This window comes from Pseudomonas sp. MDT2-39-1, from assembly GCF_054898085.1.
In genome coordinates this window covers 3,493,861-3,508,393 of record NZ_CM142716.1, presented here as the reverse complement: position 1 = coordinate 3,508,393, position 14,533 = coordinate 3,493,861, and the positions used below count along the sequence as shown (strand labels likewise).

Annotated in this window: 14 protein-coding genes; 7 read left to right on the top strand and 7 right to left on the bottom strand. The window is 59.3% G+C overall.

The features are described from left to right. Positions 1-21: 21 nt before the first annotated feature. Positions 22-849, bottom strand: coding sequence for a 3'(2'),5'-bisphosphate nucleotidase CysQ (cysQ, locus tag ACYZTM_RS16680; protein WP_461983538.1), 828 nt, complete (start codon positions 847-849; stop codon positions 22-24). Continuing rightward, positions 846-1,412, bottom strand: a complete 567-nt coding sequence (gene nudE / locus ACYZTM_RS16675) for an ADP compounds hydrolase NudE (RefSeq protein ID WP_109627374.1) — start codon at positions 1,410-1,412, stop codon at positions 846-848. Before nudE ends, cysQ begins: the two co-directional genes overlap by 4 nt. Before the next feature lie 89 nt (positions 1,413-1,501). On the opposite strand from nudE, the gene yrfG reads away from it, so the two are divergent. Beyond that, positions 1,502-2,164 (top strand): GMP/IMP nucleotidase, encoded by a 663-nt coding sequence (yrfG, locus tag ACYZTM_RS16670; protein ID WP_131063290.1) that lies wholly within the window; start codon positions 1,502-1,504, stop codon positions 2,162-2,164. 155 nt (positions 2,165-2,319) lie between these two features. On the opposite strand, the gene lysM is transcribed toward yrfG, so the two are convergent. Beyond that, positions 2,320-2,769 carry a peptidoglycan-binding protein LysM gene (gene lysM / locus ACYZTM_RS16665; protein WP_461983535.1) on the bottom strand — a complete coding sequence of 150 codons (450 nt, stop codon included), beginning with the start codon at positions 2,767-2,769 and terminating at the stop codon, positions 2,320-2,322. Between the two features lie 137 nt (positions 2,770-2,906). Here lysM and ACYZTM_RS16660 point away from each other — a divergent pair, with 137 nt between their 5' ends. From ACYZTM_RS16660 to ACYZTM_RS16645, 4 genes are all read left to right on the top strand, one after another. Beyond that, the gene (locus ACYZTM_RS16660) at positions 2,907-3,794 is read left to right on the top strand and encodes a LysR family transcriptional regulator (protein ID WP_131063288.1); all 888 of its coding nucleotides are present in this window, start codon (positions 2,907-2,909) and stop codon (positions 3,792-3,794) included. Positions 3,795-3,888: 94 nt separating this feature from the next. Beyond that, positions 3,889-4,728 carry a formate dehydrogenase accessory sulfurtransferase FdhD gene (fdhD, locus tag ACYZTM_RS16655; RefSeq protein ID WP_131063287.1) on the top strand — a complete coding sequence of 280 codons (840 nt, stop codon included), beginning with the start codon at positions 3,889-3,891 and terminating at the stop codon, positions 4,726-4,728. Beyond that, a complete protein-coding gene (locus ACYZTM_RS16650) occupies positions 4,725-7,073 on the top strand; it encodes an FdhF/YdeP family oxidoreductase (protein WP_461983532.1) in 2,349 nt (782 codons plus the stop codon). The genes fdhD and ACYZTM_RS16650 overlap by 4 nt, the downstream gene beginning before the upstream one ends. Positions 7,074-7,429: 356 nt before the next feature. Further along, positions 7,430-7,915 (top strand): glycine zipper domain-containing protein, encoded by a 486-nt coding sequence (locus ACYZTM_RS16645; protein WP_131063285.1) that lies wholly within the window; start codon positions 7,430-7,432, stop codon positions 7,913-7,915. A gap of 69 nt (positions 7,916-7,984) precedes the next feature. Here ACYZTM_RS16645 and ACYZTM_RS16640 read toward each other — a convergent pair whose 3' ends face one another. The 4 genes from ACYZTM_RS16640 to ACYZTM_RS16625 all read right to left on the bottom strand — a co-directional run bounded on the left by ACYZTM_RS16640 (position 7,985) and on the right by ACYZTM_RS16625 (position 12,743). Beyond that, entirely contained in the window at positions 7,985-8,416 is a 432-nt protein-coding gene (locus tag ACYZTM_RS16640; RefSeq protein ID WP_131063284.1) for an acyl-CoA thioesterase, read from the bottom strand. 174 nt (positions 8,417-8,590) lie between these two features. Beyond that, positions 8,591-9,817, bottom strand: coding sequence for a 3-hydroxyacyl-CoA dehydrogenase (locus tag ACYZTM_RS16635; RefSeq protein WP_461983530.1), 1,227 nt, complete (start codon positions 9,815-9,817; stop codon positions 8,591-8,593). A gap of 230 nt (positions 9,818-10,047) precedes the next feature. After that, complete coding sequence (locus ACYZTM_RS16630) at positions 10,048-11,982, bottom strand: RecQ family ATP-dependent DNA helicase (protein WP_461983528.1); 1,935 nt, start codon at positions 11,980-11,982, stop codon at positions 10,048-10,050. Between the two features lie 257 nt (positions 11,983-12,239). After that, positions 12,240-12,743, bottom strand: coding sequence for a polysaccharide deacetylase (locus tag ACYZTM_RS16625; protein ID WP_461983526.1), 504 nt, complete (start codon positions 12,741-12,743; stop codon positions 12,240-12,242). A 271-nt stretch (positions 12,744-13,014) separates the two neighbouring features. Here ACYZTM_RS16625 and ACYZTM_RS16620 point away from each other — a divergent pair, with 271 nt between their 5' ends. Both ACYZTM_RS16620 and ACYZTM_RS16615 read left to right on the top strand, forming a co-directional pair. Continuing rightward, complete coding sequence (locus ACYZTM_RS16620) at positions 13,015-13,278, top strand: hypothetical protein (protein ID WP_131063280.1); 264 nt, start codon at positions 13,015-13,017, stop codon at positions 13,276-13,278. A gap of 103 nt (positions 13,279-13,381) precedes the next feature. Continuing rightward, positions 13,382-14,509, top strand: coding sequence for a hypothetical protein (locus ACYZTM_RS16615; protein ID WP_461983523.1), 1,128 nt, complete (start codon positions 13,382-13,384; stop codon positions 14,507-14,509). Positions 14,510-14,533: the final 24 nt, after the last annotated feature.

Genomic DNA, 14,533 nt, shown 5'->3' with positions numbered 1-14,533 from the left:
GGGAAAGTTATCTCGTCCCGATCAGAAACGCGCAAGTTCCAGCAGTTTTTCGCGCCATGCAGCCTTCGCCGGCAGCGCCAGGAAGAACTCATTCAACAACGACTCCCGCGCCGGATAACAAAACAGCGCACCGCTCAAATCCAGCACCTCGCCACCCGCCCCTTCCAGCACACCTTGGGCCGCCGCCGTGTCCCACTGCGAAGTCGGCGCCAGGCGCGGATAACAATCCGCCGCGCCTTCCGCCAACAGGCAAAACTTCAATGAACTGCCGATGTTCGCCAGTTGCAGTTCACCCAGACTGGCGCTCAACCCGGCCAGCAAGCGTTCCTGCTCGGGGCTTGAATGCCGACGGCTGGCAACAACGGTGAACGCTTCGCCCGGCGCGGGAACCTCGCGAACCTGAATCGGCAGCGCCTCGGCACCTTTATCACCACGCCACGCGCCCAGGCCGGCACCACCGACATAAAAGCGCCCGTTGGTCGGCATCGACACCACGCCAAACACCACCCGGCCTTGCTCGATCAGCGCGATGTTGACGGTGAACTCCTCGCTGCCAGAGATGAACTCCTTGGTCCCGTCCAACGGATCGACCAGCCACCAGCGCTGCCAGCCGGCACGCACGCTCAGGGGAATGTTGGCGTCTTCTTCGGACAGCACCGGAATGCTCGGGTCCAGCGCCGTCAGCCCATCCAGAATCAAATGATGAGCGGCCAGGTCTGCTGCAGTGACCGGAGAATCATCAGACTTTGCAGTAACCACCACGCCTGAGCGCCAGAACGGCAGAATCGCTTCGCCAGCCTTCAACGCCAGTTCAACCACCGGCGCCATCAACGGATGCGGGAAATTCATGGCAGAAATACCCCGCGCTGAGTCAGCAGATCACGGGCCAGGTACAGCGCCGCCAAGGCACGGCCCTCAGTGAATCGCGGGTTCTGCGCCAGGGCCGACAACTCGCGCAGGTTGATCTTGTCCACGCCCATCGGCTCGGGCTCATCGCCCTCCAGGCTTTCTTCGTACAGATCGGTGGCCAGCACCACCTGGATCTTCTGGCTCATGTAACCGGGCGACAACGACAACTCGGTCAGGTGCTCCAGCTGCCGCGCGCCATACCCGGCTTCTTCCTTGAGCTCACGCTCGGCCGCCGCCAGCACGTCCTCGCCCGGCTCGATCAAGCCTTTGGGCAACGACAACTCATAGGCATCGGTGCCGCCGCAATACTCTTCGACCAGTACGGCGTGATCCGCATCGAGCATCGCCACGATCATCACCGCGCCATACCCGGCGCCTTTGCCGACCAAACGCTCGTAGGTGCGCTCCACGCCATTGGAAAAGCGCAGCTTCAGCTCCTCGACGCAGAACAAACGGCTGGTGGCGACGATCTCGCGGGCAAGTACGGTGGGTTTCTGGCGCATAAAAGGCTCCTTGGCGATAGCGGGTTACTATACCCGGCCTATCCTGATTGTTGACCTCGGATATCCTTTTACCGCTGGAGAAGTTTTTTATGTCCCTGCTGCCCTGGCGCGACATCGACACCGTTCTGCTGGATATGGACGGCACGCTGCTGGACCTGCACTACGACAACCATTTCTGGATGGAGCACCTGCCTCAGCGTTACGCCGAGTTGCACGGAGTAAGCCGAGCCATGGCCGAGATGGAATTGCAGCCGCTGTTCGAGCGCAACGCCGGTCAGTTGCAGTGGTATTGCCTGGATTTCTGGAGCGCCGAGCTGAAGCTGTCGGTGCGTGAACTGAAGCTGGAAACTGCTCACCTGATCGCCCTGCGCCCGGATGCAGACACGTTTCTGGCGGCGATCAAACAGGCGGGCAAGCGCGTGGTGATGATCACCAATGCGCACCGTGATTCGCTGTCATTGAAACTGGAAAGGATTGAACTGGCGCCCTACTTCGAGCGGTTGATCAGCTCGCATGACTACGGTTTTCCCAAGGAGAATCCGCAGTTCTGGGAGGCGTTGCAGGCCGACATCGGTTTCGACCCGGCGCGTAGCCTGTTTATCGACGATACGTTGCCGATCCTGCGCAGTGCGCGCAGTTTTGGGGTGGCGCATTTGTTGGCGGTGAGTGAGCCGGACAGTCGCAAGGGGCCGAAGGACACGGCGGAGTTTGCGGCAGTGGGGGATTATCGGGAGCTTATTGCAGGGCTTTAGACCTTATCGCCTGCTTCGCGGGCAAGTCGGATCGCCGCACCGCTCGCTCCTACAGGTTCAGTGTGTACGCAATATTCGCGCACGACATGGACCTGTAGGAGCGAGCGGTGCGGCGATCCAACTTGCCCGCGAAGGCCATTACACGGTGTCGAGGGTTACACAGGAATCCGCAACGACTGACCCGGATAGATCTTGTCCGGATGCTTGAGCATCGGTTTGTTAGCCTCGAAGATTTTGTTGTACTTGTTGGCATCGCCATACACACGCTTGGAAATGGCACTCAGCGTGTCGCCCTTCTCAACCGTGACAAACTTCGCGGGTGTGGCCACCGGTCCGGTCACCGTGATCTGGTCATCAACACCACTGATACCGGCCACGTTACCCAGTGCAAGAAGGATTTTTTCCTTCTCTTCCTGGCTGGCGGCTTCGCCGGTGGCAATGATTTTTTCACCCTCGACCTTCACCTGGATCTTGGAAGTGTCGATCCCCGTCAGGGCGTCCTTTATGTGCTTGGTCAGCGCCTCGCTGTTGGCTTCGGCCTTGTCCGGCGTCAGCGCATCGAGAATTTTTTCACCGGCTTCTTTTAGAAAACTGAAAAGGCTCATCGTTTGCTCTCCTTGGGTTTTAGGTTCCAGACGCAAAAGACTAGACCAAGCTGGTAACCCCCGGTTCCAACCCGACCAATGACGTTGATCTGGCGCAAGCGCTAGAATCCCCTCCTTCACCGCGCCCTGGAGCGAAGATGGACATCAAGCAGCTGAAATTCCTCATCGCCCTCGACGAAACACGGCACTTCGGCCAGGCCGCGGCGCGCTGTCACATCACCCAGCCGACCCTGTCCATGCGCTTGCGCAGCCTCGAACAAGAACTGGATCTTCCACTGGTCAATCGCGGCCAGCGCTTTGAGGGCTTCACCGCGCCGGGCGAGCGTGTGTTGGCGTGGGCGCGTACGGTGCTGGCGGCCTACGACGGCTTGCAGGCCGAGGCTGCCGCCTGTCGCGGCAATCTGGTCGGCACACTCAGGCTGGGCGTGGTGCCGCTGTCGAGTTTCGACCCGCTGCCTTTAATGCAACGCCTGCATGCCGAGCACCCGAACCTGCGTTTTGAACTCTCGGCCCTGAGTTCCGAACAAATCCTCGAACAGCTGGCGAACAATCGCCTGGACCTCGGCGTGTCATATCTAGAGCGTCTGGACGGCGAGCGCTTCGACTCCCTGGCCTTCAGCGAAACCCGCATGGGCTTGCTTTACGATCAGCGCTTCTTCAGCTTCGGCGAGGCACCGTTGAGTTGGGAGTCATTGATCGAATTGCCGCTGGGCATGCTCACCAGCGGCATGCATTTTCGCCAGTCCATTGACCACAACTTCCACAGCCGTGGCCTGACGCCACAACCGCTTCTGCAAACCGATGCCGTCCACCAATTGTTACAAGCGGTACACGGCGGTCTCTGCTGCGCAGTGATGCCGCTGGAGGGCGGCCTGGAAAACCTGACCGATCACTTGCGCCTGCAACCCATCGAAAACGCCCAGACCCTTGCCCGGCTGGGGCTGATCATGCGCCGCAGTGCCCCTAGATCAGCATTGGCAGAAGCCTGTTTTGCGATTTATCAACAATCGCTAATGGCCTCTTGATCGACGCCATCTATCAACGGATCAGTAATAGCGATTAGACGTGACAACTTGACGCGCATAGGCTTAAAGCTGACTAAACCGTCGGTGATGCCTCATGAACACCAAGCGCCCTGTTTGCGCGGCGCCAGCCCTCGACACGCCCGCGCCCGCTGCCAGCCAGACGTACAGTTACAGCGATCTTCAATACACCGAATCGGCCAGCACCGCGCTCGCCGAAGAAGTCGCGTTGGCGATCGCTTATAACGGCATCAGTCAGGCTGTGATGCTGGTGACCCCGACGGACCTGGAAGACTTCATCGTCGGGTTCAGCCTCGGCAGCGGCATCATCGAAGACGTATCCGACATCTATGACCTGCAACTCAGCGGCTCTGGCTCGGCGCAATTCGCGCAAGTGACCATCGCCAACCGCGCGTTCTGGAACCTCAAGCAGCAGCGTCGGCAAATGGCCGGCACCAGCGGCTGCGGGCTCTGTGGCGTGGAGGCGGTTGAGCAGGCGTTGCCAGACCTCAAGGTGTTGGCCGGCGCACCCTTGCCGCCCGCCGAATGGCTCGATGGTTTGCGTCAGCGCATCGGCGCGTTCCAACCTCTTGGCCAGTACTCCGGCGCGGTGCACGCGGCAGTGTTCATGAACGGTCAGGGCGAATTGCTGCTGGGCCGCGAAGACATCGGTCGGCATAACGCCCTCGACAAACTGATTGGCGGGCTGATCCGCCAGAAGATCCCGACTGAGGGTGGCCTGGCGATTGTCACCAGCCGTTGCAGCCTCGAATTGATCCAGAAAGTGTTGCGCGCAGGCATCCAGACCCTCGTCAGCCTGTCGTCGCCCACGGGCCTTGCCGTGCAATGGGCCCGCCGCCACAACTTAAACCTTATCCATCTGCCCCAGAAGAATGCGCCGCGGGTCTACAGCCCGGCATTGGAGAATCAAGCGTGAGTCAACACCGTCAAGCCGACCAGAAACCCGTCCCTCGCTACAAGCCCTACAAAGGCCCGGCCGGTGGCTGGGGCGCACTGGCCAGCGTTGCCCGGGCCTGGTTGACCAGTGACAATGCGCTGAAAAACCTGCGCATGATGCTCAAAACCAACAAGAACGGCGGCTTCGACTGCCCCGGCTGCGCCTGGGGCGATTCCAACGAAGCCGGCATGGTGGCGTTCTGCGAGAACGGCGCCAAAGCGGTGAACTGGGAAGCGACCAAACGGCGTGTCGACGGCGCGTTCTTCGCCAAGCACAGCGTCAGCTCGTTGCTGGAACAGAGCGACTATTGGCTCGAGTATCAGGGCCGCTTGACCGAGCCGATGAGCTACGACGCCGAAACCGATCGCTACAAGCCGATCAGCTGGGAAGCGGCGTTCGCGCTGATCGGTAAGCACTTGCAAGGGCTGTCGAGCCCGAATCAAGCCGAGTTCTACACCTCGGGCCGCGCCAGCAACGAAGCGGCGTACTTGTATCAGCTGTTCGTGCGCGCCTACGGCACCAACAATTTCCCCGACTGCTCGAACATGTGCCACGAGGCCAGCGGCGTGGCGCTGGCGCAAAGTGTCGGCGTCGGCAAAGGCACCGTGACCTTCGACGACTTCGAACACGCCGATGCGATTTTTGTCTGGGGCCAGAACCCGGGTACCAACCACCCGCGGATGCTCGAACCGCTGCGCGAAGCGGTGAAACGCGGTGCTCAAGTGGTGTGCGTCAACCCGCTGAAAGAGCGTGGCCTGGAACGCTTCCAGCACCCGCAGCACCCGATCGAAATGCTCACCAATGGCGACAAGCCGACCAACACGGCGTATTTCCGTCCAGCGCTGGGCGGTGACATGGCGCTGCTACGCGGCATGGCGAAATTCCTGCTGCATTGGGAGCGCGAAGCGCAGCAGACTGGCCAGCCTTCGGTCTTCGATCACGACTTCCTCAATGAACACAGCGCCAACGTCCTGGAATACCTGGGCGCCATCGACGACACACCGTGGGCGCAGATCGTCGAGCAGTCCGGCCTGACCCTGGTGGAAATCGAGCAAGCGGCGCGCATGTACGCCAAAGGCAAGAACGTGATCATGTGCTGGGCCATGGGCATTACCCAACATCGCCATTCGGTAGCGACCATCCAGGAAATCGCCAACCTGATGCTGCTGCGCGGCAACATCGGCCGGCCGGGCGCCGGTCTGTGCCCAGTGCGTGGCCACAGTAACGTGCAGGGCGACCGCACAATGGGCATCAACGAACGCCCGCCGGTGGCGTTCCTCGATTCCCTGGAGCGGCGCTTCCAGTTCAAGGTGCCGCGTGAAAACGGTCACAACGTGGTCGAGGCGATCCACGCCATGGCCGATGGTCGTGCGAAAGTCTTCATCGGCCTGGGCGGCAACTTCGCCCAAGCGACCCCGGACAGCACACGCACCTTCCAGGCCCTGAGCAATTGCGACCTGACCGTGCAGATCAGCACCAAGCTCAACCGCAGCCATTTGGCCCACGGGAAAGACGCGCTGATCCTGCCGTGCCTGGGTCGAACCGACATCGACATCCAGACCGAAGGCGCGCAAGCGGTGACCGTCGAAGACTCGTTCAGCATGGTCCACGCCTCCAACGGCCAGTTGCAGCCGCTGTCGAACCAGATGCGTTCCGAGCCGTCGATCATCGCCGGCATCGCTGCCGCCACCCTGGGCAGCAAACCGGTGGACTGGAACTGGCTGGTGGCCGATTACAGCCGCATCCGCGACCTGATCGCCGATACCATTGCGGGCTTCCGTGACTTCAACGAGAGGGTCAAAAACCCTGGCGGTTTCTACCTCGGCAACAGCGCCGGTGCGCGCAAGTGGAACACCCCGTCAGGGCGCGCCAACTTCCGGGCGAACGTGCTGCCTAAAGACCTGGTACACGAACGCACCCGCGCCACGGGCGTTTTGCCGGATCTGATCATGCAGTCGATGCGTTCTCACGATCAGTACAACACCACGATATATGGGCTTGATGACCGTTATCGTGGGGTGAAAGGTCAGCGGGATGTGTTGTTCGTCAATGAAGCCGACATCATTCGCCTGGGGTTCAAGCCTGGGCAGAAGGCTGACATCGTTTCGATCTGGGATGATGGGCGTGAGCGTCGGGTGAAGGGCTTTACGTTGCTGGCGTTTGATATTCCTGCCGGGCAGGCGGCGGCTTATTATCCGGAAGTAAATCCGCTGGTGCCGCTGGAAAGCACCGGGGATGGCAGCCATACGCCGACGTCGAAGTTTGTGGCGATCCGGCTGGAAATGGCGAGTGAGACTGGATTGATTTTGGCCAAGTCGGCTTAAAGCGACTGCAGGTCTAGTCTCTTCGCGGGCAAGCCTCGCTCCTACAGAATCCGTGTCATGTACGAAAATGCGTACGACACAGAACCTGTAGGAGCGAGGCTTGCCCGCGAAGGCGTCCGACATGGCAATACATGATCGGAACCATTCGGCAACTTTCCAATCGCCCACAAAAAAGGCCGTTTTTTCACAAAAACGGCCTGTCCGAAGTAGCTAAAGACCGGCGAAAAACACTTAAGTTCCGCCCAAAAAACAGCAACTTATAGAAATGTGCTCAAGTCGTGTTACTCGTCGGATTTCGATTGTCACGACCATGACACAGCCTCAGGATCGCGCCGTCATCCCCTTGAGGTTCCTCTATGAAGTTCTCCTCGATTCTCTTGTTGTCCCTTGGCCTGGTCAGTGGCTTCGCTTCTGCCGGCGGCACCACCGAAGCAGGTGTGGGCGGCGCATTGGGCGGGGTTCTGGGCTCGGTCGTCGGTCAGTCATTAGGCGGCAATACAGGTTCCACCATTGGCGCGGCCCTGGGCGGCGCGGGTGGTAGTGCTGTTGGCGCAGACAAACGCAGCCGTGGCGAAGCAGCCATTGGCGGTGCGTTGGGCGCAGCAGGCGGTAACGTGGTCGGCCGCAGCATGGGCGGCACCACCGGCAGCCTGATCGGCTCCGCAGCAGGCGGCGGCGCCGGTGGCGCGCTGGGTAACTACATGGGCAACAAGAGCGATGACGACGATGATCGTCGCTCCTATCGTCGTGGTCATGATGATCGTCGCTACTACCGTGACGGCCATCGGGGTCGCGGCCATGCCTACGGCCATCGCAAGAATAAACATCGCCATGACGACTGAGGCTTGAATCGCCTCGTGGACCGGTAAATCAAATAATCGCAGCCCTCGGGCTGCGATTTTTTTTGCCTGTCAAACTACCAAGCGCTCCATTGCATCGCGCAACCCGGCGGGAATCGCCACGGGTAGATTCGACACCCTATCCACAAACACATGCACGAAGCGCCCCGCCGCGCAGGCTTCGTCTTCCCCGGCCTTGAACACGGCCAGCTCGTATTGCACCGAGCTGTTGCCCAGCTTGCCCACACGCAGACCGATCTCGATCCGGTCCGGAAAGGCGATGGAAGCAAAGTAATCGCAAGACGAACTCACCACAAAACCCACCACCTCGCCGTCATGGATATCCAGGTCACCGACTTCGATCAGGTAGGTGTTCACTGCCGTGTCGAAGAAGCTGTAGTAAGTGACATTGTTGACGTGACCGTAGGCGTCGTTGTCGTGCCAGCGGGTGGTGATGGGCTGGAAGTGCGGGTAGTCGGTGCGCTGGGGCATCGGGTTGGACATCAGTGTCGATTCCTGGAGTTGGATTGCCAGTCTAAGGCGAAAACCGCGTTATCGTTCTTCGCGAGCAGGCTCGCTCCCACCTCTAATCTTCAGTGAGCACAGATTTGTGTATCACCGGGGTTCAATGTGGGAGCGAGCCTGCTCGCGAAAGCGCCGGCACAGGCGCTGCATCAATTACCTGTCAGCAAACCCCTTACCCACCGCCTCCAACTCGCCAATCAAGCGCGCCGGTTTCCAGTGATCACCCTGCCGGGTCTCCAGCGCCATCAAACGCTGATGAATATCCGCCAGCCCTTGCTGATCCGCCCACGCCATCGGCCCGCCCTTGTCCGCCGGGAAACCATAACCGTTGAGGTACACCAGATCGATGTCGTGCGCCGACCCCGCAATACCTTCCTGAAGGATTTTCGCCCCTTCATTGACCAGCGCCAGCAGACAACGCTCGAGAATTTCCTCAGGGCTAATCTCACGACGCTGGAAGCCCAACCCTTCGCTGACCTGCAACACCAGCGCATCGACTTCCGGATCGTACTCAGCCTGTCGGCTGCCCGGTTCGTAGTGGTAATAGCCGTCGCCACTCTTCTGACCAAAACGCCCCAGTTCGCACAGACGGTTATCTACCTGTACCTCGGGTGCATCCTGCCCTGTTCCAGCCAATTCCCGAGCGCGCCATCCCAGGTCGACGCCAACCACGTCGTACATGCGGAACGGCCCCATGGCAAAACCGAATCCTTGCAGCGCCGCATCCACCTGATAGGGATAAGCCCCCTCAAGCAGCATCTTGCGCGCTTCGAGCACGTAGGTATTGAGCATGCGGTTCCCGATGAAACCATTGCAGTTGCCCGCCACCACGCTGACCTTGCCCATGCGCTTGCCCAGCTCCAGCGCCGCATCGAGCACTGCCGGCGAAGTCTGCGCACCGCGGACGATTTCCAGCAACTTCATGATATGGGCCGGGCTGAAGAAGTGCAGGCCCAGGACCTGAACCGGACGGCGAGTCGCCGCAGCGATGGCGTCGATATCCAGCGCTGAAGTGTTGCTGGCCAGAATGGCTTCAGGTTTGAGCAGCCCGTCCAGTTCGCGGAAGATCTTTTGCTTGAGCTCCAGATTTTCGTAAACCGCCTCGATCACCAGATCAACATCGCGGATCGCCGCATAATCAGCCGCCGCCGTGACCCGTGCGATACGTGCGTCCGCCTCGGCCTGATCGATCCGGCCCTGTCGCACATTGTGCGCGTAGGTATCCGCCACGTTGGCCAGCGCCTGTTCCAGCATCTGCGGGTTGTTATCGACCCACTGCACCGGAACGCCGGCATTGGCCAGGCACATGACAATGCCACGACCCATGGTGCCCGCACCGATGACGGCGGCGCGCTGAATGTTGAACGGTGTCTGGCTCATGTTTGTTCTCTTGTTGGCGATCCGAAGACAGCCCTCACCATAGTCAGCCGCAGGGCATTTTTGAAATTTATTCCTGTGATGAGCAACATTCAGCGGATGGATCTACCCGCGAATACACCAAAGATCCCTGTGGGAGCGGGCTTGCTCGCGAAAGCGATGTGACAGTCAGCGATGATGTCGACTGACACTCCGCTTTCGCGAGCAAGCCCGCTCCCACATTGGTCCGCGTTTCAACTGGGCAGATGCGCTTCAGCCCATTCCCGCACGTCGGCGTAAGGATAATTTTCCAGCGCAGCAAACCCCGGAATCGAACGCGCCTTCAGCTTGGTAAACAACGGCACGCTGATCCCGCACAAAAACCGGGTTACCCGCTCAGCCGACGGGACATTGCCGGTGTGCTGTTCATGCCTGTGGATAAAATCACCGCACAGTGCTTCGAAGTTTTTATCCACAAGCGCGGGCAATTCCGGTGGCGTTGGCAACCGCGCCACGTGCCCATGACACACCGAACAATGCCCGCACTGTCGCGGCGCGTTTTCGTCGCCGAAGTACTCGGCCAGGCGATAACCCAGGCAGTGGTCGGTGGCGAACAGATCCAGCATGGCGTGAATCCGCGCGATCTCGGTGCGTTCGTGCTGGGTGAAATAGGCGTGCAGTTCGGCGCTCAGTGCCTGACTGTCGACATTCGATTGCAGCAGGCTGTAGACCTCGGTCATCTGCTTGCTTTCCAGTTCGACCCAGCCTTTCTCCTGGAAATAATCCAGCGCCTTGACCACCCGGTTGCGCTCGGCTTGATGCTGCTCATACAGCGCATCGAAATTCACCGTGGCCCAGGTCCGCGCGCGGCTGGAGGTCTGGATGATTGCGGCGACAAAGTCTTTGCGCTCGCCCTCGAAGCGGGCCAGCAAGGCTTCCGGTTCTTGCAAATACTTGAAGCGGTATTCGGCGTAATAGGCGTAACGCGGGGCAATCAAACCACGCAGTTCGAGTTGCACCAGCAAGGTCTTGAGCGGCAATTGGCGAATGTTGCTCTGGTCCGCCAAAGGTCCCAACAGAAACTCCCACTGCCCCTCGGGCGCAGCAGCTTGCAACTCGTCGAGCACGCAGCGAATGCCATCCAGCTCCGGCGTGTCGCCGTAGACGAAGTTTTCCAGCACGTTGAGGCTGTCGCGGTTGGCCAGTACCAGGCAGTCGGAGGGCTGCCCGTCACGCCCGGCGCGGCCGATTTCCTGGCTGTAGTTTTCGATGGATTTGGGCAGGTCGAAATGCACGACGTTGCGGATGTCGCTCTTGTCTATACCCATGCCGAAGGCGATGGTCGCGACGATGCAATTGGACTGCCCGCCCATGAAACGTTTTTGAATGGCTTCGCGTTGTTCGTGGGGTAAACCGGCGTGATAGGCCTCAGCCTGAATGCCATTGCGACCCAAGTGTTCGGCGATGTGTTCCGCGGTTTTTTGTAGGGTGACGTAGACGATGCTCGGCTGGCCCGGACGTTCGCTCATCCATTCGACCAAGCGTCGGCGCTTGTCCTGACCGCGTACCGGCTCGACCAGCAGATTCAGGTTCGGCCTGTAGAAACCTGTGGTCACTACATCTTCCGGGGCGATGGCGAATTTGGCCTCCATGTCCGCGATTACTTTGGGCGTCGCGGTGGCCGTCAGCAGCAACGCCTGCGGAATGTTGAACTGACGTTGATAGTCGGGAAGCTTGAGGTAGTCGGGGCGGAAGTTGTGGCCCCACTCCGAGATGCAGTGCGCCTCGTCCACCACCAACAACGATATCGGCACCTGCTGCAAGAAATTGCGGAAACGCTCGTTCTTCAAGCGCTCCACAGAGATCATCAAAATCTTCAGCTCGCCGGACTTGGCCCGGGCCATCACATCGCTTGCGTCGTCACGACTCTGGGCCGAATCAATACTGCCCGCCGCTATGCCGTGGCGTTGCAGGAAGGCCAACTGATCCTGCATCAATGCCAACAGCGGCGAGACCACCAGCGTCAGGTGCGGCAGCAACAGCGCCGGCAATTGATAACAAAGGGACTTGCCCGAGCCTGTGGGGAAAATCGCCGCTGCCGAGCGCCCGGCCAACACCGCGCTGACCGCCGCCTCCTGGCCGGGCCGGAACTGTGGATAACCGAAAACCTGTTCCAGGGTGTTGTGCATAAGCTGTCACTCCGTTGACCGCTGCGAAGCCCAAAGCCTAGCCGGCAAACGCAGCGAGTCGAGAAAAGGTCGGGGAACAAAACGATACGGGATAATACAGCGGATGCAGCGAGGACAAGGTAAGGCTTGAGGGATTGGATGGCTGGCAGAATGCATTCGCGAGCAGGCACGCTCTCACAGGGAAATGCATTTCAAAATGTGAGAGCGAGCTTGCTCGCGAAGAGGCCAGCAAAGTCACCACAAACAATTGAATAAGCTCAGGGCACCAACACCGCCACACGCAATTGCTCATTCAGCGCCTGCTCATGAAATGTCTGGCTTTTGCTCGCCCAAACCGCATGAGCCGGGGTGATTTCGCCCGTGAAGGCCGCTGCCAACTGACGCAAGTCGGCGACGTTTCGCACACGGGGGCAGAAGGGTTCGCCGTCGCAGTTCTGACTGGCGCTGCGGTAGGTGGACAGCAACCGATCCCACAGCCCGTCACGCACTTGCCTGACCGACTTGAGCTTCACTTCCTGCACGCCCAGCCGTTGTTTCAGACTTTGCTCGTCGAGCCTCTCGCTGGCCAGCAGTGCCTTGCCGAACATCAACACTTCGGCGCGGGACGCGGTGTCCACGTTCGCCTGGCTGTTCAGGGCATCCGGCCAACCGGTGCGATCCATATTGGCGAGGACCACCGAGTTGCTCGCGTCAGCCGCGCCCGTCAAACGACAAACACCCGCCCACAGCAACAAAATCGCGGCCATACGTTGCCATTGCATACTTAATTCCCTTTAAGCGTTGGACAGACGTTTTCGAAACGCCCTACAGATTCTGGCGCGCACCATACAGAGGATTGATGCGCTGCGCCTGACAAACACGTAGGAAATTCGACCTCTAGGGGTATTGCTGAAAAAAGCCTCGGGGTACACGTAGGCAAAAGGCGACAGCGCAGGTAAATCCCCTACAAACCCCGTCCATTTGCGCGGTATTGCGACGGCTGAACGCACGCCTCTATAGTTTGCCGCGCCGTTGAACACAGGGACTGACCTCATGCAAGACCGCTATCGCCCGCTCAAAACCAGCTACAGCGAAACGCCCGTGCTGGTCATCGACACCGCCGCCAGCACCGGCGCCGTCCTCGACGCCGCTCACCAACGCCTGCGCGCCGCCAGCGACCTGCTCGAAACACTTTATTGCCTGTGCTTCAAACAGGCTGACGTGAAAGACATTCCACATATAGTAAATGCGCTTTATTTATTAACGCAGGACGGATGCGAACTTCTCGACGTAGCAAGACAACGAATAGAACACTGACTGCAAGAATAGACCCCTCACAAACATCGAAACAACTAACCACTTCATTATTCAAATAACAAATACTAGTCTGCAAGCTCTTAAACCAATCAAGAGCACTACAGTGACTACATTAACTATTTTCTTTTGCGGCACCGGTTCGACCAAGTTCGACGACACTCATGAAAATTTTTGGGACGGTGAACTGGTTTCCACACTTGCCTCTCACCATACCGGACGCGAGTTCGCCGAATGGATTGTGGTCGACGGTCCCGGCAGCGGTAACCTGCAAGCCGATGACCTCTTTACCAAGTCCAAGGACTACGGCCTCAGTGGCTCACTGTTCGGCAAAGGCTGGGCGGAGAACGTTCAACACGCGATCAACATCATCAAAGGCCGATGCGACTGGCAGCGCGAGCAACTGACCGAAGCAGAATATAACCGCCTGAAAGCTGCCGGCATTCCCATCGAAGACGTGAAAGTTGAAGGCTCGTGGTTCTGGCGCAAATACAACTATGGCGACCGCAGCGTGACCCAACAAAAATTACAGGAACAAATTATCAAGACGTTCCGCAAAGACGGTGTTATTCCCACCCAAGTCAATCTGGTGGGTTGGAGCCGCGGCGGCGTAAGTTGCCACATGTTGGCCAATGCCATGCTCAATGACAATGAACTTAAAAACATTCCGGTGAACATCTTTGCCCTTGATCCAGTGCCGGGCACCGGTAACTTTCAGGAGGACAAAGTCAAACTCGGCGCCAACGTCAAAGAGTATGTAGGTTTCTATGCCCAGGACGAACGCTCGAAAGGCTTCTGCTGCGTCATCCCGCAAACTGCCACAGGCACCAAAACCCATATCTACCCCATGGCCGGCCGCCACGCCACCCTGGCGGGCAACGCGTCCCCTACTGGCACTAACGGCCCGAAAACCCTGGCCGAGCCAGGCCGGATCGTCCGCCACCTCGCCGAAGTCTGCCTCAAGCGTTGGGGCGTGCAGTTGGACAAACCGTTGAACCTGACCCAGGCCGACCTGGAAAACCTCAGCAACGCCGTGGCCCGCGACGAAGCGAAGTACCAGCTGATGCACAAATACTCCTACACCTACTTCACCGAACTGGATCAAGGCGAACGCTACGTTTCGCTGGGCAGCAAAGGGGTCAGCTTCTCGACGGTGAAAGGCACGATCTACGCGCCAGAGACCGGGTTGAGCACTAGCCTGCTGGATGTTTCGGCGTATCAGCACATTGGTTGAGTGATGGGTGCGGGGGTCGGCAGC

What these genes read in the sequence shown, in the direction of transcription:
- cysQ (WP_461983538.1), bottom strand. Translation starts at nt 849, where the DNA reads ATGAATTTCCCGCATCCGTTGATGGCGCCGGTGGTTGAACTGGCGTTG.
- nudE (WP_109627374.1), bottom strand. Translation starts at nt 1,412, where the DNA reads ATGCGCCAGAAACCCACCGTACTTGCCCGCGAGATCGTCGCCACCAGC.
- yrfG (WP_131063290.1), top strand. Translation starts at nt 1,502, where the DNA reads ATGTCCCTGCTGCCCTGGCGCGACATCGACACCGTTCTGCTGGATATG.
- lysM (WP_461983535.1), bottom strand. Translation starts at nt 2,769, where the DNA reads ATGAGCCTTTTCAGTTTTCTAAAAGAAGCCGGTGAAAAAATTCTCGAT.
- ACYZTM_RS16660 (WP_131063288.1), top strand. Translation starts at nt 2,907, where the DNA reads ATGGACATCAAGCAGCTGAAATTCCTCATCGCCCTCGACGAAACACGG.
- fdhD (WP_131063287.1), top strand. Translation starts at nt 3,889, where the DNA reads ATGAACACCAAGCGCCCTGTTTGCGCGGCGCCAGCCCTCGACACGCCC.
- ACYZTM_RS16645 (WP_131063285.1), top strand. Translation starts at nt 7,430, where the DNA reads ATGAAGTTCTCCTCGATTCTCTTGTTGTCCCTTGGCCTGGTCAGTGGC.
- ACYZTM_RS16640 (WP_131063284.1), bottom strand. Translation starts at nt 8,416, where the DNA reads ATGTCCAACCCGATGCCCCAGCGCACCGACTACCCGCACTTCCAGCCC.
- ACYZTM_RS16635 (WP_461983530.1), bottom strand. Translation starts at nt 9,817, where the DNA reads ATGAGCCAGACACCGTTCAACATTCAGCGCGCCGCCGTCATCGGTGCG.
- ACYZTM_RS16630 (WP_461983528.1), bottom strand. Translation starts at nt 11,982, where the DNA reads ATGCACAACACCCTGGAACAGGTTTTCGGTTATCCACAGTTCCGGCCC.
- ACYZTM_RS16625 (WP_461983526.1), bottom strand. Translation starts at nt 12,743, where the DNA reads ATGCAATGGCAACGTATGGCCGCGATTTTGTTGCTGTGGGCGGGTGTT.
- ACYZTM_RS16620 (WP_131063280.1), top strand. Translation starts at nt 13,015, where the DNA reads ATGCAAGACCGCTATCGCCCGCTCAAAACCAGCTACAGCGAAACGCCC.